Genomic DNA, 18660 nt, shown 5'->3' with positions numbered 1-18660 from the left:
GCCGACCGCTCCTCAGGACGAAAGATTGCCCAGGCAGGTCTGATCCACATTGGCGTTGGCGAAGCGATCGCCTACCACGAATGGCACTTCGACCTGACGCTGCCCCGCGATCTCGATGGAGAACGTCCAGCGGCCCGGTACCATTTCGTAGGGGTAGTCGAAGGTGAAGAGGTTCAAAGAGCTCTCTCCGCCGACAAGAGTCTGGGTCCACTGCTCCAGCGCGACCTGTCTTTCCCCGAACGGTGGGTGTTCCACCACGATCGTGACTTCGGTCTCGGGCTGATCGGCCTTCAGCTGAACGCGAAAGCCGAACGAAAGATGCTCCATGGCCGGAACGGTCCGGTCGTAGAGATCGAACTCGATCTGCTCTGCTATCAGGTCGATGCGGCCCGCCTCGGTATCCGGCGCGTCGCGATAGCCGGCGGATTCGCGATCATTGGGGCAGACAATGCCCGCCTCGACAAGGCGCACTTTCGCCTGCGCCGGAAGGGATGCGGCGCAGGCGAGCAAAGTTGCGAGGATCAGCCGATGGCGCATGCTTTCACGTCGTCGTCGATATGTTCGACGTATTGTTCGAAGTTTTTGGAGAACATGTCCACCAGCTTCGCGGCCTGCGCATCGTAAGCTTCCTTGTCGGCCCAAGTCCGCCTCGGATCCAGCAGGACATCGGCCACTCCTTCGCAAGAGACGGGAACTTCGAAGCCGAAATTCGGATCGGTCCGGAACGCGCCCTTGGCCAGGGTTCCGCTCAGCGCAGCGGTGAGTAACGCGCGCGTCGCCTTGATCGGCATCCGAGACCCTGTCCCGTAGGCGCCTCCGGTCCAGCCCGTGTTCACGAGCCAGCAATCGGACCCGTATTGTGCGATCTTCTTCTGCAACAACTTGCCGTAGACTTCAGGCCGACGCGGCATGAACGGCGCTCCGAAACAGGTGGAGAAGGTCGGCTCCGGTTCGGTGACGCCCCGCTCGGTGCCTGCGACCTTGGAGGTGAAGCCGGACAGGAAGTGATACATGGCCTGCGCCGATGTCAGGCGCGCGATCGGGGGCAGGACGCCGAATGCATCGCAGGTCAGCATGATGACGTTCTTCGGATGGCCGCCAAGTGCCGTCGCGCTGGCATTCGAGATGTATTCCAGCGGGTAGGCGCATCGCATATTGGCGGTGATGCTGTCGTCTTCGAAGTCGAGTTCCAGCGAGTCGGGATCGAACACCATGTTTTCGATGACGGTGCCGAACTTCGTGGTCGTGTCGTAGATCTCAGGCTCGGCGTCCCGGCTCAGGTTGATCGTCTTCGCATAGCATCCACCCTCGAAGTTGAAGATGCCGGTGTCGGACCAGCCATGCTCGTCATCGCCGATCAGGACACGGTCGGGAGCGGCGGACAGCGTCGTCTTTCCCGTCCCCGAGAGCCCGAAGAACACCGCGGAGTCGGTCGGCTTTCCGATCGCGTGATTGGCCGAGCAATGCATCGGCATGACGCCCTTCTCGGGGAGCAGGTAGTTGAGAAGCGTGAAGACCGATTTCTTGTTCTCACCGGCATATTCCGTTCCGGCGATCAGGATTTCCTTGGCTTCCAGGTTGAGCGCGATGACCACGTCGCTCCGGCAGCCGTGCCGTTCGGGGTCCGCACTGAAGGACGGGCAGTTGAGGATGGTGAATTCCGGCTCGAAGGTTTCGAGCTCGCTCGCGTCCGGGCGGCGCAGCATGTGCCGGATGAAAAGGCTGTGCCAGGCAAGCTCCGTGATGACCCGCACGTCGAGGCGATGCGCCGGGTCGGCTCCTCCATAGAGATCCTGCACGAAGTAGTCGCGCCCGGCCATGTGGGCGCGCATGTCCGAACGCAGGCGGTCAAAGGCGTCCGGTGCCATCGGCGCGTTGCATTCCCACCAGATGTCATTTTCGACCCCGGGGGTGCGGACGACGTGCTTGTCCTTCGGCGAACGACCCGTGAACTTGCCGGTCGAGACGTAGAACGAACCGCCCAGTCCCAGCGTCCCTTCGTCACGGGCGAGCGCTTCCTGGATGATCGCCGGTTCGGGGAGGTTGTAATAGACCCGGCCCAGTCCCTCGTATCCCAGTTCCTGCAAGGTTTGCTTGGGGTTGACGCGCGGCTGGCTCATCGGATCCTCCGGTCTCCAAACGGGAGCGGGAGTGGACGCGACATCGTTGTCGCGTCCTCGACTCCCCCCGTGTGCCGGAGCCTTAACACTTGAAAGCTCATGCCCGGCAAGGCAGTTAGCGCCACCAGCCGGGGTGATAGCGCAACCACCCCGGCTGATATTGCGGCCAGCGGGGTCTGCTTATTTACTGTGCGTTAAGTGCACGGCGGCCACAGTCAGCGACACACGCGAGGTGATTCGCGTTTTCAGTTGATTCCGCCGAGGCCTCTCCGCCACATTGGGGAAAAAACAAGGCAGTAACAGGCAACCTAAGGAAACCACACAATGTCGAGGATCGCGCTCGTCGACGACGACAGGAATATCCTGACGTCCGTCGCGATGACTCTCGAGGCGGAAGGCTTCGAAGTCGAAACTTACAATGACGGACAATCCGCGCTGGACGCGTTCAATCGGCAGCTTCCGGATCTGGGCGTGTTCGACATCAAGATGCCGCGGATGGATGGGATGGATCTGCTTCAGCGGCTGCGTCAGAAATCCAGCCTTCCGGTCATCTTCCTGACCTCCAAGGATGACGAGATCGACGAGGTGCTCGGTCTTCGGATGGGCGCCGACGACTACGTGCGCAAGCCGTTCTCCCAGCGTCTCCTGGTCGAGCGTATCCGCGCCATTCTCCGTCGTCAGGAAGCCATCGCCGCCGATGAAGTCGAGGCTCCGGAAGAAAACCAGATCATGCAGCGTGGCGAGCTCACGATGGACCCGCTGCGCCATGCCGTGAAGTGGAAGGGCAAGGACGTCACCCTGACGGTGACGGAATTCCTGCTGCTTCAGGCGCTCGCGCAGCGTCCGGGCTTCGTGAAGTCGCGCGATCAGCTGATGGACGTCGCCTACGACGATCAGGTCTACGTCGACGACCGGACGATCGACAGTCACATCAAGCGCTTGCGCAAGAAGATGCGGTCGGTCGATCCGGAATTCTCGGCGATCGAAACCCTGTACGGCATCGGGTATCGTTACAACGAAGAGTGACGGGAGGGCCGGGGGATGGCTTCCGCCAGCGAGATCGATGCGCCTCGCGGCGCGAATGACCAAAAGGGCTGGCGGAAACGTGCGGCGGATGTCGTCCTTGGCGAGGACTGGGAAACGCCCGGGGGCGTCGATGAAGAATTGGCCTCCGCGCGCAAGCGCCGCGGCCTGATCTCACTCGACCGATCCCCGCTTGCCCGGAAGATCATTCTCTTCAACCTGCTCGCCATCCTGATCCTCGTGACCGGGGCGCTCTTCCTGAACCCGTCCAGGGACAGCCTGTCGAACCAGCGCGAGAAGGGTCTGGTGACCGAAGCGAGGTTGATCGCAGCAGTGTTCGAAGGGGCGCTGCCGGTCGGTGTGCCGGTCAGTCTCGGGGCGGGCGACGGGCTGGATGCCGGCGCGGTCCTGTCGCGCATCGATCTGCCCGAGGGTGTGGAGGTCCGGCTGTTCGATGCGGGCGGAACCCTTGTCGCCCAGGCGCAAGGTGCGCCGGAACTCGATCCGGTTCGGGGCCTGGAGGACGAAGGCAACCAGACTCCGGTCATCACATCCCTGTTGAATGGCGTATGGGACGGCATCGCAGGCCTCTTCTCCGGCACTCCTTCGGAAATCATTGGGCCTGAAACGGTCGCTCGCTCGCTTGTCGCGGGCGCAGGTCCCCGCGAGACGGTCATTCAGGGCCACGCGGGAACCGACGGCCCCGTCTTCACCGTCGTCACACCGGTCGAGGCGCAGGGTACACGCCTCGGAACATTGGCCGTCACTACGGGGGCCGGCGAGATCGACCGCCTTGTCAGAGCCGAGCGCGAGCAGTTGCTCCAGATGTTCGTCGTGGCACTTCTGGTGTCCATCGGCCTCAGCCTGGTCCTGGCATCGACGATCGCCAACCCGCTCTCGGACCTCGCGGCGGCCGCCGAACTCGGTCGTGATCGCAACGCTCGCAAGATGTCTCCGCAGCGGGTCCGGATCCCGGACCTGACGGCCCGACCCGATGAGATCGGGCGCCTGTCCGGCGCGCTGCGCGGTATGGTGGCGGCGCTCTACGATCGGATCGACCTCAACGAACAATTCGCCGCCGACGTGGCACATGAGATCAAGAACCCGCTCGCCTCGCTCCGCTCGGCGGTCGGCACGATGCGGCTTGCGAAAACGGATGAGCAGCGGTCCCGCCTCCTGGAAGTGATCGAACATGACGTCCGCCGTCTGGACCGGCTGGTCAGCGACATCTCCAACGCTTCCCGTCTCGACAGCGAACTCGTGAAGGAAGAGGAAGAGCCGTTCGATCTCGTTCGGATGGTGCGCAACCTAGCCGTCTATCACAAGGAGGAGGCGGCGGCAGACGGCATCGACTTCATCACCGATCTTCCCCGCGAGCCGATTACTATCCTTGGCCTTGAGGGACGCCTCGCGCAGGTCTTCGTCAACCTGATCACGAATGCCCTTTCGTTCTGCGAAGAGGGCGACGCCGTTCGCATCTGGATGCGGCGACGCGACAACCGGGTGCTGGTCGTGGTGGAGGATACGGGCCCGGGCATCCCCGAGGCGGCGCTGCACAAGGTGTTCAACCGTTTCTATTCGGAACGTCCGGAGCAGCAGTTCGGAAATCACTCCGGCCTCGGCCTCGCGATCTCAAAGCAGATCATCGAAGCCCATGGCGGGGTGATCTGGGCCGAGAATATCCGCCCGACAGAGGCTGACATCACATCCGATCCGCTCGGCGCCCGCTTCGTCGTCGGTCTTCCCGTCTGAACGGGCGGCGCGGCGATGGGTCTCACGCCGCAAGAGAATGAGCCACGGCCGCGGCGGATCGACGACGTTTCAGCCTCGCTCCACGCGACGACCGTTGTGATCGGAGACAAGGCCCTGGCGATCTGCGGGCCGTCCGGCTCTGGCAAGAGTGGCGTTGCGGCCCAGATCATCGCGATGGATGCGGGTTTGGTTTGCGACGACCTGACGATCATCCGGCGCGATGGCGATCGACTGATCGCCGCGGCTCCGCCTGAGGCAATCCAGGGGATCGAGTTGCGTGGGTTTGGGATTGTTGCGGTGCCTCTTTCAGGGCCGATGTCGCTGGCGGGTCTGCTGTGGCTCGGACCGTCGAGCGCGCGCTATCCGGTCCCCGAGACGATCGATATTCTGGGATGCCCGGTCCCGATCCTGCGCCATCCGTCGACCTTCGATGTGGCTGCGAAAGCGTTTCTCTGGATGCGGGGCGGGGCGGGATGAAGGGCGAACATCACGAAATCCGGCGCGGTCTTACAAATGCCGCGGCGCAGCACTAACTCCGTCGGAACGGAGGTTCCCATGGCGGTCGAAGCCGCGACACCCGATCTTGTTCTTGTCACCGGCCCATCCGGCGCCGGTCGGACGACGGCGATCCGTGCGCTGGAAGACGTCGGCTTCGAGGTGATCGACAACTTGCCGATGTCGCTTGTGGGACCGCTCTTGGCGGGTGAGACGGGTCGCCCCCTCGCGCTGGGGATCGACGTGAGGAACCGGGACTTCTCGACCGATGCGGTCCTCTCCCTCGCCGACAGGTTGCGCGCCGATCCGCGCCGGACGCCGCGCCTGCTCTTTCTCGACTGCGGCGCCCAGACGCTGGTCGCCCGCTATTCCGAGACGCGGAGACGCCATCCGCTCTCGAACGTTGGGGACGTCGAGACGGGCATCGCCAGGGAGATCGATCTCTTGTCGCCATTGCGGGACGCCGCGGACGACGTGATCGACACGACGGGGCTGACGGTGCATGACCTCAAGGCTCAGGTTCAGCGGCAGATGACTGGCGGGCGGGGGATGCTGTCGCTCTCCGTCCAGTCGTTCAGCTACAAGCGCGGGCTTCCGCGAGGCCTCGATCTGGTCTTCGACGTCAGATTTCTGAACAACCCGCACTGGGTTTCCGATCTGCGAGACCTCACAGGACGGGAGGAGGCTGTCGCCAACCATGTCACCTCCGATCCGCGCTTCGACGAGTTCTACGGCAGGCTCAGGGATATGATCACCTTCCTTTTGCCGGCCTACAAGGATGAGGGGCGGGCGCATCTTACCATCGGCGTGGGCTGTACTGGCGGGCGCCACCGATCCGTTGTCGTGGCGGAAAGAATGTCGGCGGATCTTGCGGAGGCCGGATGGCGGGTGTCTACTCGCCACCGGGAGCTGGACCGCGTCACGCAGACGGGCGCACCGGCAAGGGGACAAGTATGATCGGTATCGTTATCGTGGCCCATGGGGGATTGGCCGAAGAATACCGCCGCGCCGTGGAGCACGTGATCGGGCCGCAGGACGGCCTCCGCGCCATATCGGTCGGGGCGAGGTGTGACCGTGACGAGAAGAAGTCCGAGATCCGCCGGGCGACCGACGAAGTTGACACAGGCGACGGGGTCGTCGTCGTGACGGACATCTACGGTGGATCACCCTCGAACCTGTCTCTTCCGGCCTGCGCGGCCAGGGATCGCGTCATCTTCTACGGTGCCAACCTGCCCAGTCTGATCCAGCTTGCGCGATCTCGGCACCTTCCGGTCGCCGAGGCGGTGGCCTTGGCGAAGTCCGCCGGTACGCGGTACATGGATGTCGCCCAGGGTCCGGCCGCCTGAGGCCTGGACCGAGACGGGGGGAGCATGGCGCGCGACAGCCTGGAAATCGTCAACGAAAAGGGGCTTCACGCCCGTGCCTCGGCCCGCTTTGTCGAGACGGTCGAGAGATTCGATGCGGAGGCCACCGTCAGCCGGGATGGGATCGCGGCGGCGGGAGACTCGATCATGGGCCTTTTGATGCTCGGCGCGGCAAAGGGGACGTCCATCGACGTAGAGACCGCGGGACGGCAGGCCGACGATCTGCTCGACGCCTTGCGTACCCTCGTGGCGGGGCGGTTCGGCGAAGAGATGTAGGCGCCGCCCGTAGGGGGATCGATATCGCGAAAGCCGATTAGCGGACCGACGGAGAATCGCTAACCCGGTGAATGAAACCCGGTCCGGGTGCTGCATTGATGCATTGCGAACCTGTCATTCCGTTCCGACGTCCGATTTCCAATCCGATCCCGGTCGGAACCGACCCCCTGATCGACTTAGCGAGTGGGAACAGGGTCGCCCTCACCTCGGTAGTCGTAGAAACCGCGCTTCGTCTTGCGACCCAACCATCCGGCTTCGACATATTTCGTCAGCAGCGGACAGGGGCGATACTTCGTGTCCGCCAACCCATCATGAAGGACGTTCATGATGGCGAGGCAGGTGTCGAGCCCGATGAAGTCCGCCAGGGCGAGCGGTCCCATCGGATGGTTCGCCCCCAGTTTCATCGACATGTCGATCGACCGGACGGTGCCGACGCCTTCATAGAGCGTGTAGACGGCCTCGTTGATCATCGGCATGAGGATCCGGTTGACGATGAAGGCGGGGAAGTCCTCTGCCGTGGCCGCCTGCTTGCCGAGCCGATCGACCACGCTCTTGCAGGCGTCGAATGTCTCGTCATCGGTGGCTATTCCGCGGATCAGTTCCACGAGCTGCATCACCGGGACGGGGTTCATGAAGTGAAAACCCATGAACTTCTCAGGACGGTCGGTTCGGCTCGCCAGTCGCGTAATCGAGATCGACGAGGTGTTCGAGGTCAGGATCGTCTCGCGCTTGAGGTGCGGCACCAGGTCCTCGAAGATCGCCTGCTTCACGCTCTCCCGCTCGGTCGCGGCTTCGATAATCAGGTCCGACTGCCCGAGGTCGGTCAGCGTGAGTGTGGATCCGACCCGTGACATCGCCGCGTCACGATCCGCCGGCTCGACCTTCCCACGCTCGACCTGTCTGTCGATGTTCCGAGAAATCGTGGCCCGTGCCCGATCCAGCGCGTCCTGGCTGACATCGGTCAATGTCACCTCGTAGCCTGCCAGGGCGCAGACATGCGCGATCCCGTTGCCCATCTGGCCCGCGCCGACGATTCCGATGGTCTGGATGGCCATGTTCGCTCCTTCGATGACGCGCGGACCATAGCGAGCGGGCGGTCCGGCGCAAGCGGCCGCGATTTGGCTCGAATGCGCCGATTGAGGGATTGGTAACGCGCGAAGCCGCACGGTCGACAGGACCCGCGAATCGTTCGAGACCCATGACCTTTCACCTCATCCGCCACGACCTGGATTACATGCCGTGGGAGTATCATGGCTCCCAACAGGTTTTCCGCGGGCCTTCGGTAGATCATCGCCGCCCCTTCGTTGCTGTTCTCGGTGGCTCCGAAATGGTGGGCAGGCATGTCCGTCAGCCGGTCCCGGATCTCCTGGCTGGGGCCCTTGGCGTTCAGGTTGCGAATGTCGCGCTCCACAATGCAGGACCGGACGCGTATCTCCGCGATCCTGCGCTCATGGATCTTGTTGCCAGGGCTGATCTGGTCGTCCTGCAGGTGATGGGGGCGGCCAACCTCTCCAACCGGTATTATGTCGTCCATCCGCGCCGCAACGACCGCTTTGTGCGTCCGACCCATGATCTGCGCCGGCTTTACCCGCAGGTCGATTTTACCGATTTCGCGTTCACGCGGCACCTTCTCCAAGTCTTGCGCACCCGGTCCCCCAAGGGATTTCAGTATGTCGCCCGGGAACTCCGAAGAAACTGGATCGCAAGAATGACCGAACTAGTCGAGGCAATCGGCCGGCCCGTCTTTCTGGTGACCGTCGCCAACAGGCGCGGCTTGAGCGGAGAGGCCGAGCCGCTGCTGATAGATGAGGAGATGGTCGATAACCTCTCCCCACTCGTGGAGGGGCACGAGCAGTGTGAGGTCACGTCGTTTCTCGACGAAAACCGGCTCGAAGAGATGATCTTCTCAGACGAGGAAATCGCTGCAGCCCAGAACCTTCTCCCCCCACTGGCGCATGAAGAGGTCGCCAAGAGGCTGGTCGTGCGTCTGCGGCCCCTGGTCGCCCGCTACGTTCGTCAGGATGTCGGGGGCGATCTCCCGATCGCGCGCAACGGATAGGCCCGCAAGCTGCGGGCCTGTCCGCAAGGGTCAGAGCTTTTCGGTCAGTTCCGGAACGGCGGTGAAAAGGTCGGCCACCAAACCGTAATCGGCGACCTGGAAGATCGGCGCTTCCTCGTCCTTGTTGATCGCGACGATGACCTTCGAGTCCTTCATGCCCGCGAGGTGTTGAATCGCACCCGATATGCCGACGGCGATGTAGAGTTCGGGCGCGACGACCTTGCCAGTCTGGCCAACCTGCCAGTCGTTCGGCGCGTAGCCCGAGTCGACCGCCGCTCGCGATGCGCCGACGGCCGCACCCAGTTTGTCCGCCAGCTTCTCGATCAGCGCGAAGTCCTCTTCCGAGCCGAGGCCGCGACCGCCCGAGACGACGATCCCGGCGGAAGTAAGTTCGGGCCTGTCGCTCTCGGCGACCTTGTCCTCGACCCATTCGCTCAGCCCCGGATTGTCGGCGGCCGAAACCGTCTCCACGGGCGCGGACCCGCCTTCGCCGGCGGCGTCGAAAGTCGACGTCCGGATGGTCATCACCTTCGTCGCATCCGACGATTTCACCGTCTGGATCGCGTTGCCCGCATAGATCGGCCGCTCGAAGGTGTCCGCATCGACGATCCCGGTGACGTCCGACAGAACCATCACGTCCAGAAGTGCGGCGACCCGCGGCATGACGTTCTTGGCGTCCGTCGTCGCGGGGGCAACGATGTGGCTATAGTCGCTTGCCATACCTGCGATGAGCGCAGCCGTCGGCTCTGCCAGACGATGACCAAGCGAGGCATCTTCGGCGACCAGCACTTTCGAGACACCAGTCAGCTTCGACGCCGCCTCTGCGGCGGACGATGCGGACGCACCGGCGCACAGGACGGTGACGTCGCCCAATTGCGCGGCGGCCGTGAGGGCCTTGGCCGTGGCATCGACCTGCAATTCCCCATTCGTGACTTCGGCAATCAGCAGAACGGCCATCACACAGCTCCCGCTTCCTTGAGTTTCGACACAAGCTCATCGACCGAGCCCACCATCTCGCCGGCCTTGCGTGCTTCGGGTTCGGAGGTCTTCACGATCTCGAGCCTCGGCGCGACATCGACGCCCAGATCGGCCGCCGTCTTGGTATCGAGCGGCTTCTTCTTCGCCTTCATGATGTTCGGCAGCGACGCATAGCGCGGCTCGTTCAGACGCAGATCGACGGTCACGATGGCGGGCAATTGGACCTTGATCGTCTGGAGCCCGCCATCGACTTCCCGGGTAACCACCGCCGCGTCGCCGTCGATATTCACCTCGGAGGCGAAGGTGGCCTGGCTCCAACCCAAAAGCGCGGCCAGCATCTGCCCGGTCGCATTCATGTCGTTGTCGATGGCCTGCTTTCCGGCCAGCACCATCTGCGGCTTTTCCTCGTCGACGACGGCTTTCAGCAGCTTGGCGACGGCCAGGGGCTCGATGTCGGTATGCACGTCATCGGCGGCTTCGATCAGGATAGCGCGGTCCGCGCCCATGGCCAGGGCGGTGCGGAGCGTCTCCTGATTCTTGGACGTCCCGATCGAGACGGCGACGACCTCTTCGGCGGCTCCCTTCTCTTTCAGGCGGATCGCCTCTTCAACGGCGATCTCGTCGAACGGGTTCATGGACATCTTCACGTTGGCCAGATCCACGCCGGATCCATCGGCCTTCACGCGCACTTTGACGTTGTAGTCGATCACCCGCTTGACGGGTACGAGGACTTTCATCGTCGCTCCTCCTCTATCGGTCTGGGCCGGGATAGCGGAGGGGCGCGCCGCGTTACAGGCGAAAAACGACGCAGTCCGGCGATCCGACGCAACGTGACGTGCACGTCAACTGCCTGGCGGGCCGATCAGGATGCTACCGGTTCGCGCCCGGCACCCACAGGACGTCGCCCCGGCCATCGTCATTGGCGATCCGCGACGCGACGAAGAACCAGTCCGACAGACGGTTGAGATAGCGGACCGCCGGTTCGGTGACGTCGGTCTCGACCGCGAGTGCGACGGTCAACCGCTCCGCCCGGCGGGTGACAGTGCGGCATTGGTGGAGATGGGCAGACAAGGGCGATCCGCCTGGCAGCACGAAGCTTCGGAGCGGCTCCAGCGCATCGTTCATCGCGTCGATCTCGGCTTCGAGACGCTCCACCTGGGCTTCGGCCATCCGAAGCGGAGGATACTCCGCCTCCGAATCCTTGGCGGGATCGGGGCGGCAGAGATCGGCGCCCAGGTCGAACATGTCATTCTGGATCCTCGACAAGGCGGCATCCATATCACCGTCGGCATGCAGGCGCGCCAAGCCGATGACGGAGTTAGCCTCGTCCACCGTCCCGTAGGCCTCGACCCGAAGATCTGTCTTCTTGACGCGGCTGCCGTCCCCGAGGGCGGTCGTGCCCTTGTCGCCGGTGCGGGTGTAGATCTTTGACAGGACGACCATCAGTTGCCACTCTCGCGCCGGATCCAGACGTAGCCGACCAGCAGCAGCACAGCCAAAAGCTGGGCACCGACCCGCAAACGCATGATCTTGTTCGCGTACTTCTTGTTGAATTCGCCGCCCTTGGCGAAACCGCCGATGCCGAACATCAGGATGACGAGGACGCCGAGACAGGCGGCGGCCACGACGAGGAAAAGAGGATCGTCGATCATGGGAGGCCTTTCAGTTGCGTGCCGCGATTGCGTCGAAGGCACGAGTAGAGAGGATACGTTTCATCGCGCCGGCCAGATGCGTGGGGGTCGTCACGTAGTACCGTGCCCGCGGGCGCGGGCTCTCGACGGCATGGATCAGCTTGTCCGTAACCGCTGCGGGGCCCAGCTCGAATTTTCCTTTGTCCTCGGACGCGAGGCGGTGAAGCTGTGACTGGTAATCGTCGGCACGGGGACTGGCCTTCCAGTCGATCCAGCGTTCGAACTGGGCGCGGGCATTGGCGCGGAACCGGGACGTGATCGGGCCGGGTTCGATCAGCGAGACGTGGATATCCGTCCCCGCCATCTCCAGTCGGAGTGTGTCGGTCAGGCCCTCCACGGCGAACTTGGTCGCGTTGTAGGCGCCGCGCCACGGCATCGCGGCGAAGCCGAGCACAGAGGAATTCTGTACGATCCGTCCAGAGCCCTGTCGGCGAAACTCGCGGATCGTCCGAACCGTGAGGTCGTGCCAGCCGAAGAAATTCGCCTCGAAGATCGTCCGCAACGCATTTGTCGGCAGGTCCTCGACCAGGCCGGGTATGGCATAGGCCCCATTGTTGAAAAGCGCGTCGATCCGTCCGTCGGTGGCGGCCAGCAACTCGGCCAGACCGGCCTCGATCGTATCGGCATCCTCATAGTCGATGAGAACCGAGTCGAGGCCTTCGCCACGGAGCCGGACGCAATCCTCTTTCCTCCGGCATGAGGCGAAGATGCGCCAGCCCCGGTCGCGAAGCGCGTGGGCGGCGTGGTAGCCGATGCCGCTGGAGCATCCGGTGATCAGGATCGTTCGCATGGGGTGGGGGTGCCGCACTGGGGCCCGAGACGCAAGCGGGCGCCCGAAGGCGCCCGAATGACGGCCAGATCGGCGAAGTGTTCCCGTCAGGCCGGCTCCAGGAAGCGGGCGGCCATGAAGCCCGTCACGCCGGTCGAGACGTCGCGCAACTCTTGCCAGCCGTTAACGGGCTCGCCGACCGGCTCCACCACCGTTCCGCGAACCAGGCTGTCGACCACGCCATTTGCCGTCGAGGGCCCGGACCGCAGGTTCACGCGACTGCCGGTCACGCGAAAGAGCTGGATAGCCGGGTCGGCCGCCGCGGCCCCTTCTTCAGCGGCCTCGGCAGCACCCTCGTCGGTTGGTTCGATCAACGAGATGCGGATCGGCTCTCCGACCAGGGCCGGTTGGTCGAAGCTGTTCGCAGGGGCAGGGGTAGCGGCGACGATCAGAGACGGATCAACCGTCGCGGTGCGGGTCACCTCGGCCCGGCTGGATGCGTTGGTCTGCAGGACCATCGGCCTTTCGGCCCCGATGCGCGCGACCTGCTGCGTCCCGGCCTCGGTGGCGCTGGCCTCGCTTTCGACGGGGGTCCCCCAAATCACGAAGCCGGCGTACAATGCGGCTGCGAGCGTAAAAGTCAGTCTGAACATGGTCGTTCCCCAAGGCGGCAGTCTTAGTGATCTGGAAAAGATCACTGCCTTTTCAATGCCTGGACCGTGGCAGCGGTTCCCAGACACCACACGATAACACACTTTCGCCCTATCGCTTAGCCCATAGTTCTTGAGGGCCAGAGTCGCCGCCGATACAGGGTGAGGCATGAGTGACGAAAATGACACGCAACCGGAAGGCGAAGGCGATCCCCTGATCGTCGTGGAGCCATTGAGCCGGGCAATCGGCGACCGGTATCTGACCTACGCGCTGTCCACGATCATGCACCGCGCGCTGCCGGATGCGCGGGACGGCCTAAAGCCCGTCCATCGACGGATCCTCTACGCGATGAGGGAGCTTCGGCTGTCGTCCGATGGCGGCTTTCGCAAGTCCGCCAAGATCTCGGGCGACGTGATGGGGAACTACCATCCCCATGGTGACGCCGCGATCTACGACGCCATGGCGCGGCTCGCACAGGATTTCAGCGTCCGCTATCCGCTGGTCGACGGTCAGGGGAACTTCGGCAACATCGACGGGGACAATCCTGCTGCCAGCCGGTACACCGAGGCACGCATGACCGAAGCGGCCGAAGCCCTGCTGGAAGGGCTGGATGCCGACGCGGTCGACTTCCGTGACAATTACGACGGCACACTGCGCGAACCCGTCGTGCTGCCGGCCGCCTTCCCGAACCTGCTGGCCAACGGCTCGGCCGGGATCGCCGTGGGGATGGCGACAAATATTCCGCCCCACAATCTCGACGAGCTGATCGCGGGGTGCTTGCATCTGATCAAGTCGCCGAACGCGCGCGACGAGACGCTGGTCGACCTGATCCCGGGACCCGATTTCCCGACGGGCGGCGTCATCGTGGAGCCTCCGGCAAATATCCTTGAGGCCTACCGCACCGGGCGCGGCGCCTTCCGCCTCCGTGCTCGTTGGGAGATCGAGGAGTTGGGCAAGGGGCAGTGGCAAATCATCGTCACGGAGATCCCCTATCAGGTCCAGAAGTCCAAGCTCATCGAGAAGCTGGCCGAGCTGATCCAGACCAAGAAGGTCCCGATCCTGGCCGATGTTCGCGACGAAAGTGCCGACGACATCCGCATTGTGCTGGAGCCCAAATCGCGCAACGTCGATGCGGACGTGCTGATGGGCACGCTGTTCCGTCAGTCGGATCTGGAGACACGGTTCAGCTTGAACATGAACGTGTTGATCGACGGCGTGACGCCGAAGGTCTGTTCCCTCAAGGAGGTGCTGCGCGCCTTCCTCGATCACCGGCGCGACGTACTGGTCCGTCGGTCGAGGCACCGGATGGAGAAGATCGACCACCGGCTCGAGGTGCTCGAAGGCTTCATCGTCGCCTATCTGAACCTCGACCGCGTGATCGACATCATCCGCTATGACGACGCGCCCAAGGCGGCGCTGATGCATGAGGAATGGGGCAGGGACTTCGTCCGTGCCACGTCGGAGGCCGACTACGTATCGCCGCTGCCGACCGAACGCGCACCCGACCTGACCGACGTGCAGGCCGAGGCGATCCTGAACATGCGCCTGCGGGCATTGCGGCGCCTCGAAGAGCTTGCGCTTCTGAAGGAGCGCGACGCCCTGATGGAGGAGCGGGCCGGCCTTGAAGACCTGCTCGACCGAGAGGAGGTTCAGTGGTCCGCCATCGCCGACGAGTTGCGCGAGGTCCGCAAGGCTTTCGGCAAGGGCACTGCGCTGGGTGCGCGTCGCACCAGCTTCTCCGAAGCGGTCGAGGTGGCGGACGTGCCCATCGAGGCGATGATCGAGCGGGAGCCGATCACCGTGGTCTGCTCGGCCATGGGGTGGATCCGGGCCTTGTCGGGACATCAACCGCTGGACAAGGATCTCAAGTACAAGGACGGCGACGGACCGGGCTTCGTGCTGCATGCCGAAACGACGGACAAGCTGATCGTCTGGGGCTCGAACGGACGGGCCTATACCCTGCAGGCCAGTGCTCTGCCGGGCGGGCGCGGCATGGGAGAGCCGGTGCGCCTGATGGTGGACCTGCCGCAGGAGGCGGCCATCGTGGACCTCTTCGTCCACGTCCCCGAGCGGCGGCTGGTGGTGGCCTCCAGCGCGGGAGACGGCTTCGTTCTGCCGTCCGACGAGTTGCTGAGCGGGCGGCGCGCGGGCAAGCAGGTGCTGAACGTTCGTGACGGCGTGACCGCGCTGGCGCCGGTCCCGGCCCATGGCGACCACCTGGCTTGCGTGGGCGAGAACCGGAAGATGCTGGTCTTCCCGCTGTCCGAGCTGCCGGAGATGCCCAAGGGCAAGGGCGTGCGCCTGCAACGCTTCAAGGATGGCGGGTTGTCGGATCTGACCGTGATCACGCTGTCCGAGGGGCTGAAATGGTCCGACCCGGCGGGCCGGATCCGGCACGAGGCCGACCTGACGGAATGGCTCGGCACCCGCGCGCAGGCGGGTCGCATGGCGCCGCGTGGCTTCCCGCGGGACAACCGGTTCGGCTGATCGGTGCAGACGAGCCACGGATACCTGACGGCCGAAGTCGATGCCCCGCAAAGTGCGCTCTTCTCGCTGGTGATGCGGACGGGATTGCTGACGGTGGGGACGTTGGGCCTCTATTCCTTCTGGATGCGCACGCGGACCCGGCGGTGGCTCTGGTCGTCGCTCAAGATGGGCGGGTCGCCTTTCGAGTATGACGGCCGCCCGGTCGAGAAGCTGATCGGCTTCGTGATGGCGGCGGTGATCGTGTCGGTCTGGCTGGGTCTCGTAATGATGGGGCTGGTCTGGCTGTCGCTGGTCGTTTTTCTGCAGCCCGCGCCCGGGTTCTTCGCCGCGCTGGCGCTGGTCCTGCCGATCTACTGGTTCGCCCAGTATCGCGGGATGCGCTATCTCATGGGGCACACGACGTGGCGGGGTATCCGGTTCTGGATGGTGCCCGGCGCCCTCGGCTATATCGGCCTGTCGCTCGTCTGGTCGCTGGCAATCGTGCTGAGCGCCGGTCTCGCCATTCCGGCCGCCGCGCGCGCCCGCTGGGCCTATCGGATCCGGAGGATGCGCTGGGGCGATGCCACGTTCACCTTCGAGGCGGGGCTGGGTGGCCTCTACCGCGCCTTTCTGCCCGTGATCGGGTTGGTCCTGTCGAGCGTCGCCATCATCGCCTATGTGTCGATCGTCGGCGAAAGGGCAATGGGGCATCTCCTGTGGCTTCTGCTGACCTTGCCGGGGTTGGCCTTCGCCTGGATCTGGTGGCGCGTCCGCAGCTTCGGGATCTTCGTCTCGGGGGTGCGTCTCGGCGAGGTCCGTATCGAGGCGTCGCCGAATGTCGGCACGGTCTTAGGCATCTACCTGCTGGGTCTTCTGTTCATCGGCTTCATCCTTGGGGCGATCATCGTCGCCTTCGCCATGGCCTCGGTCGGTGCGGTGATTGCCGATCTTGAGGACCTGTTCGAGGGGTGGGACGACGTGTCCCCCTGGGTCTACGGTGTCGGAGTGATCCTGTTCTACCTTCTCGTCTTCATCCTGCGCGGGGCCCTGCGGCTGGTCTTCGTGACCTATCCGCTCCTGCGCCATGTCGCCGAAACCGCCACGATCCGGCGCGGCCACGACCTGTACGGCGTCGGCGCGGGGCAGGGCGCGCGCATGGCGGATGCGGACGGCTTCTCGAACCTCTTCGACATGGGGGCGGGGATATGACCGGCCGAGTCGACGGTATGCAGCGAACGGTCTTCGCCGACTTCTTCGACGGCGACACCGCCCGTCCGCGGCGCGTGGCCATGACCGGTGACGGCGCCGACCTGATCCTGCGCTTGCCCGACGAGACGGTGCTGCGCTGGCGGCGGGACGGGCTGCGGCGGCTGCCCGACCAAGCCAGCCCCGGACCCGTCACCTTTGCGCCTTCCGATGGCGGGCCAGAGCGCCTGGTCGTCAGCGATCCTGACGCCCTGGACGTCATCTGGGCTGGGCCGCCGATTCCCGTGGCGCCGACGCCGACGCCATTGGGCCGGGCGGCGATCGCACTGGCATTTGGCGGGGCGCTGCTGGCCGTCCTCCTTCTGGTAGTGATCCCAGGCGGCGCATCGGTTCTGGCGCGACTTCTCCCCGTCGAAGCCGAGATCGCGCTGGGAGAGATCCATTCCGAACAGGCCCGGTCCGCGTTTGGAGGGGATAAGCCCTTGCGGGTCTGCAAGCGCCCGGCGGGTCTCGCGGCCATGGACAAGATCGTGGACCGCGTCCTCGGCGATCTGGAACTGCTCTATCCGTTGGAGGTCGCGGTGCTGGACGACGGCGACAGCGACATCCTGAACGCATACGCGGTCGCGGGCGGGCGCATCGCGTTCTTCGACACGATGATCCAGGCGGCCGAGACCCCAGAGGAGATCGCCGCGGTCCTTGCGCACGAGCTTGGGCATGTGGTCAATCGCGACCCGGTCCGCGGCATGCTCGAGGGCGCGGGCGCGACGGCGATCATGGCCCTTCTGGCCGGAGACATGACCGGCGGCGGCGTTCTGGGCTGGGTGGGCGCCGGTGCAGTGACATCCGGCTATTCGCGCGGCGCCGAGGAAGAGGCCGACCGCTTCGCCCACGCCCTGCTCGAAGAGGCGGGCCTGCCGCCGAGCGCGCTGGCCGTGATGTTCCAGCGTCTACGCGACCGCTATGGCGATGTAGGCGGCGTGATGGCGCATTTCTCGACCCATCCGGACCTCGCCTCCCGGATCCTTGCCGCGGATAGGGGGGCCGAAGCGGCGGCCCTCGTCCCCGTGCTCTCGCCGGGAGAGTGGGCCGATCTGCGCGCGATATGTGATCAAGGACCTGTGTGATGATGAGACTGAATCGGCGCGGCTTCTGTGCGCTCGGACTGACGGGGCTCGCGGCTTGCGGAACGACCGCCGATCCGCTGACCGAGGACCTTGTCGACCTGGGAGATTTCCGGCTGGTCGCGCCGATCGTCGTCAGCGACAACCTCCAGAAGATCCCGCCGTCGCGCGATGCCACCGCCGCCTCTTGGGAGGCGGCGATGAAGACGGAGCTGTCGCGCCGTTTCGATCGGTATCAGGGGGATCGGGGTTACTACATCGCGATCTCGCTCGATGGCTATGCGCTGGCGCCTCCCGGGGTGCCTGTCGTATTGACACCGAAGTCTATCCTCGTGGTGACCGCGAACCTCTGGACGGCCGATCCGCAGGAGAAGGTGGCCGGGCCCACCCAACTCACGACGTTCGAGGGGGCCGAGGGTCTGATTGTCGGCTCGGGCCTCATCAAGAGCGCCGAAGAACAGCAGGCAACTCTTGTCCGCAACATGGCCGGCCGGATCCAGGCTTGGATGATCCGCGACTATTTCCAGACCCGCGGCTGAGCCTTCCACTTGCGCTTCCTCCGCGCCCTCGATAGACGGCGCGCGATATGGAATCCGGGGCCCCAGGCGGGCCCCTTTAGCGATGGGACCCTGACATGGCGAAGGCGAAATTCGAGCGGACGAAGCCGCATGTGAACATTGGCACGA

Annotated in this window: 20 protein-coding genes; 11 read left to right on the top strand and 9 right to left on the bottom strand. The window is 64.5% G+C overall.

Translation table 11 applies throughout. The annotated features are described in order from the left end of the window. Positions 1–12: 12 nt before the first annotated feature. Positions 13–537, bottom strand: coding sequence for a DUF3859 domain-containing protein (locus jaqu_RS01125; protein WP_052500694.1), 525 nt, complete (start codon positions 535–537; stop codon positions 13–15). Beyond that, complete coding sequence (locus jaqu_RS01120) at positions 522–2120, bottom strand: phosphoenolpyruvate carboxykinase (protein WP_043917092.1); 1599 nt, start codon at positions 2118–2120, stop codon at positions 522–524. Before jaqu_RS01120 ends, jaqu_RS01125 begins: the two co-directional genes overlap by 16 nt. Before the next feature lie 324 nt (positions 2121–2444). On the opposite strand from jaqu_RS01120, the gene jaqu_RS01115 reads away from it, so the two are divergent. From jaqu_RS01115 to jaqu_RS01090, 6 genes are all read left to right on the top strand, one after another. After that, entirely contained in the window at positions 2445–3146 is a 702-nt protein-coding gene (locus tag jaqu_RS01115; protein ID WP_043917091.1) for a response regulator transcription factor, read from the top strand. A 15-nt stretch (positions 3147–3161) separates the two neighbouring features. Beyond that, positions 3162–4895, top strand: coding sequence for a sensor histidine kinase (locus jaqu_RS01110; protein ID WP_084629256.1), 1734 nt, complete (start codon positions 3162–3164; stop codon positions 4893–4895). Between the two features lie 15 nt (positions 4896–4910). Beyond that, entirely contained in the window at positions 4911–5372 is a 462-nt protein-coding gene (locus tag jaqu_RS01105; RefSeq protein ID WP_043917090.1) for an HPr kinase/phosphorylase, read from the top strand. A gap of 78 nt (positions 5373–5450) precedes the next feature. Continuing rightward, on the top strand, positions 5451–6347 hold the full coding sequence (rapZ, locus tag jaqu_RS01100) for an RNase adapter RapZ (RefSeq protein ID WP_043917089.1): 897 nt from the start codon (positions 5451–5453) through the stop codon (positions 6345–6347). Then, positions 6344–6736 carry a PTS sugar transporter subunit IIA gene (locus jaqu_RS01095; protein ID WP_043917088.1) on the top strand — a complete coding sequence of 131 codons (393 nt, stop codon included), beginning with the start codon at positions 6344–6346 and terminating at the stop codon, positions 6734–6736. The genes rapZ and jaqu_RS01095 overlap by 4 nt, the downstream gene beginning before the upstream one ends. Before the next feature lie 24 nt (positions 6737–6760). After that, positions 6761–7030, top strand: coding sequence for an HPr family phosphocarrier protein (locus jaqu_RS01090; RefSeq protein ID WP_043917087.1), 270 nt, complete (start codon positions 6761–6763; stop codon positions 7028–7030). A 176-nt stretch (positions 7031–7206) separates the two neighbouring features. Here the strand turns inward: jaqu_RS01090 and jaqu_RS01085 are convergent, their stop codons facing one another. Next, a complete protein-coding gene (locus jaqu_RS01085) occupies positions 7207–8085 on the bottom strand; it encodes a 3-hydroxybutyryl-CoA dehydrogenase (protein WP_043917086.1) in 879 nt (292 codons plus the stop codon). A gap of 143 nt (positions 8086–8228) precedes the next feature. Between jaqu_RS01085 and jaqu_RS01080 the strand changes: the two genes are divergently transcribed. Continuing rightward, entirely contained in the window at positions 8229–9089 is an 861-nt protein-coding gene (locus jaqu_RS01080; protein ID WP_043917085.1) for a DUF6473 family protein, read from the top strand. 30 nt (positions 9090–9119) lie between these two features. On the opposite strand, the gene jaqu_RS01075 is transcribed toward jaqu_RS01080, so the two are convergent. The 6 genes from jaqu_RS01075 to jaqu_RS20350 all read right to left on the bottom strand — a co-directional run bounded on the left by jaqu_RS01075 (position 9120) and on the right by jaqu_RS20350 (position 13180). Continuing rightward, the gene (locus jaqu_RS01075) at positions 9120–10046 is read right to left on the bottom strand and encodes an electron transfer flavoprotein subunit alpha/FixB family protein (RefSeq protein ID WP_043917084.1); all 927 of its coding nucleotides are present in this window, start codon (positions 10044–10046) and stop codon (positions 9120–9122) included. Beyond that, entirely contained in the window at positions 10046–10804 is a 759-nt protein-coding gene (locus jaqu_RS01070; RefSeq protein ID WP_043917083.1) for an electron transfer flavoprotein subunit beta/FixA family protein, read from the bottom strand. The genes jaqu_RS01075 and jaqu_RS01070 overlap by 1 nt, the downstream gene beginning before the upstream one ends. Before the next feature lie 133 nt (positions 10805–10937). After that, positions 10938–11510 carry a cob(I)yrinic acid a,c-diamide adenosyltransferase gene (locus jaqu_RS01065; RefSeq protein ID WP_043917082.1) on the bottom strand — a complete coding sequence of 191 codons (573 nt, stop codon included), beginning with the start codon at positions 11508–11510 and terminating at the stop codon, positions 10938–10940. Beyond that, entirely contained in the window at positions 11510–11719 is a 210-nt protein-coding gene (locus jaqu_RS01060; protein ID WP_043917081.1) for a twin transmembrane helix small protein, read from the bottom strand. Before jaqu_RS01060 ends, jaqu_RS01065 begins: the two co-directional genes overlap by 1 nt. A gap of 10 nt (positions 11720–11729) precedes the next feature. Further along, positions 11730–12548, bottom strand: coding sequence for an SDR family NAD(P)-dependent oxidoreductase (locus tag jaqu_RS01055; RefSeq protein ID WP_043917080.1), 819 nt, complete (start codon positions 12546–12548; stop codon positions 11730–11732). A gap of 86 nt (positions 12549–12634) precedes the next feature. Further along, positions 12635–13180, bottom strand: a complete 546-nt coding sequence (locus jaqu_RS20350) for an SH3 domain-containing protein (protein ID WP_052500693.1) — start codon at positions 13178–13180, stop codon at positions 12635–12637. 166 nt (positions 13181–13346) lie between these two features. On the opposite strand from jaqu_RS20350, the gene jaqu_RS01045 reads away from it, so the two are divergent. The 4 genes from jaqu_RS01045 to jaqu_RS01030 are packed head-to-tail and all read left to right on the top strand — an operon-like array spanning position 13347 to position 18513. Then, positions 13347–15665 (top strand): DNA topoisomerase IV subunit A, encoded by a 2319-nt coding sequence (locus tag jaqu_RS01045; protein WP_043917079.1) that lies wholly within the window; start codon positions 13347–13349, stop codon positions 15663–15665. A gap of 3 nt (positions 15666–15668) precedes the next feature. After that, positions 15669–16853 carry a DUF898 family protein gene (locus jaqu_RS01040; RefSeq protein WP_043917078.1) on the top strand — a complete coding sequence of 395 codons (1185 nt, stop codon included), beginning with the start codon at positions 15669–15671 and terminating at the stop codon, positions 16851–16853. Then, positions 16850–17977 carry a M48 family metallopeptidase gene (locus jaqu_RS01035; protein WP_084629252.1) on the top strand — a complete coding sequence of 376 codons (1128 nt, stop codon included), beginning with the start codon at positions 16850–16852 and terminating at the stop codon, positions 17975–17977. Before jaqu_RS01040 ends, jaqu_RS01035 begins: the two co-directional genes overlap by 4 nt. Then, positions 17977–18513, top strand: a complete 537-nt coding sequence (locus tag jaqu_RS01030; protein ID WP_052500691.1) for a hypothetical protein — start codon at positions 17977–17979, stop codon at positions 18511–18513. Before jaqu_RS01035 ends, jaqu_RS01030 begins: the two co-directional genes overlap by 1 nt. Positions 18514–18660: the final 147 nt, after the last annotated feature.

The sequence above is a fragment of the Jannaschia aquimarina genome, from assembly GCF_000877395.1.
GTDB lineage: Bacteria > Pseudomonadota > Alphaproteobacteria > Rhodobacterales > Rhodobacteraceae > Jannaschia > Jannaschia aquimarina.
The sequence above is the reverse complement of the archived record's forward strand: the minus strand, read 5'-3'. Positions and strand labels throughout refer to the sequence as shown.

What these genes read in the sequence shown, in the direction of transcription:
- jaqu_RS01080 (WP_043917085.1), top strand. Translation starts at nt 8,229, where the DNA reads ATGACCTTTCACCTCATCCGCCACGACCTGGATTACATGCCGTGGGAG.
- jaqu_RS01090 (WP_043917087.1), top strand. Translation starts at nt 6,761, where the DNA reads ATGGCGCGCGACAGCCTGGAAATCGTCAACGAAAAGGGGCTTCACGCC.
- jaqu_RS01095 (WP_043917088.1), top strand. Translation starts at nt 6,344, where the DNA reads ATGATCGGTATCGTTATCGTGGCCCATGGGGGATTGGCCGAAGAATAC.
- jaqu_RS01030 (WP_052500691.1), top strand. Translation starts at nt 17,977, where the DNA reads ATGATGAGACTGAATCGGCGCGGCTTCTGTGCGCTCGGACTGACGGGG.
- jaqu_RS01115 (WP_043917091.1), top strand. Translation starts at nt 2,445, where the DNA reads ATGTCGAGGATCGCGCTCGTCGACGACGACAGGAATATCCTGACGTCC.
- jaqu_RS01045 (WP_043917079.1), top strand. Translation starts at nt 13,347, where the DNA reads ATGAGTGACGAAAATGACACGCAACCGGAAGGCGAAGGCGATCCCCTG.
- jaqu_RS01085 (WP_043917086.1), bottom strand. Translation starts at nt 8,085, where the DNA reads ATGGCCATCCAGACCATCGGAATCGTCGGCGCGGGCCAGATGGGCAAC.
- jaqu_RS01075 (WP_043917084.1), bottom strand. Translation starts at nt 10,046, where the DNA reads ATGGCCGTTCTGCTGATTGCCGAAGTCACGAATGGGGAATTGCAGGTC.
- jaqu_RS01055 (WP_043917080.1), bottom strand. Translation starts at nt 12,548, where the DNA reads ATGCGAACGATCCTGATCACCGGATGCTCCAGCGGCATCGGCTACCAC.
- jaqu_RS01105 (WP_043917090.1), top strand. Translation starts at nt 4,911, where the DNA reads ATGGGTCTCACGCCGCAAGAGAATGAGCCACGGCCGCGGCGGATCGAC.
- rapZ (WP_043917089.1), top strand. Translation starts at nt 5,451, where the DNA reads ATGGCGGTCGAAGCCGCGACACCCGATCTTGTTCTTGTCACCGGCCCA.
- jaqu_RS01125 (WP_052500694.1), bottom strand. Translation starts at nt 537, where the DNA reads ATGCGCCATCGGCTGATCCTCGCAACTTTGCTCGCCTGCGCCGCATCC.
- jaqu_RS01070 (WP_043917083.1), bottom strand. Translation starts at nt 10,804, where the DNA reads ATGAAAGTCCTCGTACCCGTCAAGCGGGTGATCGACTACAACGTCAAA.
- jaqu_RS01110 (WP_084629256.1), top strand. Translation starts at nt 3,162, where the DNA reads ATGGCTTCCGCCAGCGAGATCGATGCGCCTCGCGGCGCGAATGACCAA.
- jaqu_RS01120 (WP_043917092.1), bottom strand. Translation starts at nt 2,120, where the DNA reads ATGAGCCAGCCGCGCGTCAACCCCAAGCAAACCTTGCAGGAACTGGGA.
- jaqu_RS01060 (WP_043917081.1), bottom strand. Translation starts at nt 11,719, where the DNA reads ATGATCGACGATCCTCTTTTCCTCGTCGTGGCCGCCGCCTGTCTCGGC.
- jaqu_RS01065 (WP_043917082.1), bottom strand. Translation starts at nt 11,510, where the DNA reads ATGGTCGTCCTGTCAAAGATCTACACCCGCACCGGCGACAAGGGCACG.
- jaqu_RS20350 (WP_052500693.1), bottom strand. Translation starts at nt 13,180, where the DNA reads ATGTTCAGACTGACTTTTACGCTCGCAGCCGCATTGTACGCCGGCTTC.
- jaqu_RS01035 (WP_084629252.1), top strand. Translation starts at nt 16,850, where the DNA reads ATGACCGGCCGAGTCGACGGTATGCAGCGAACGGTCTTCGCCGACTTC.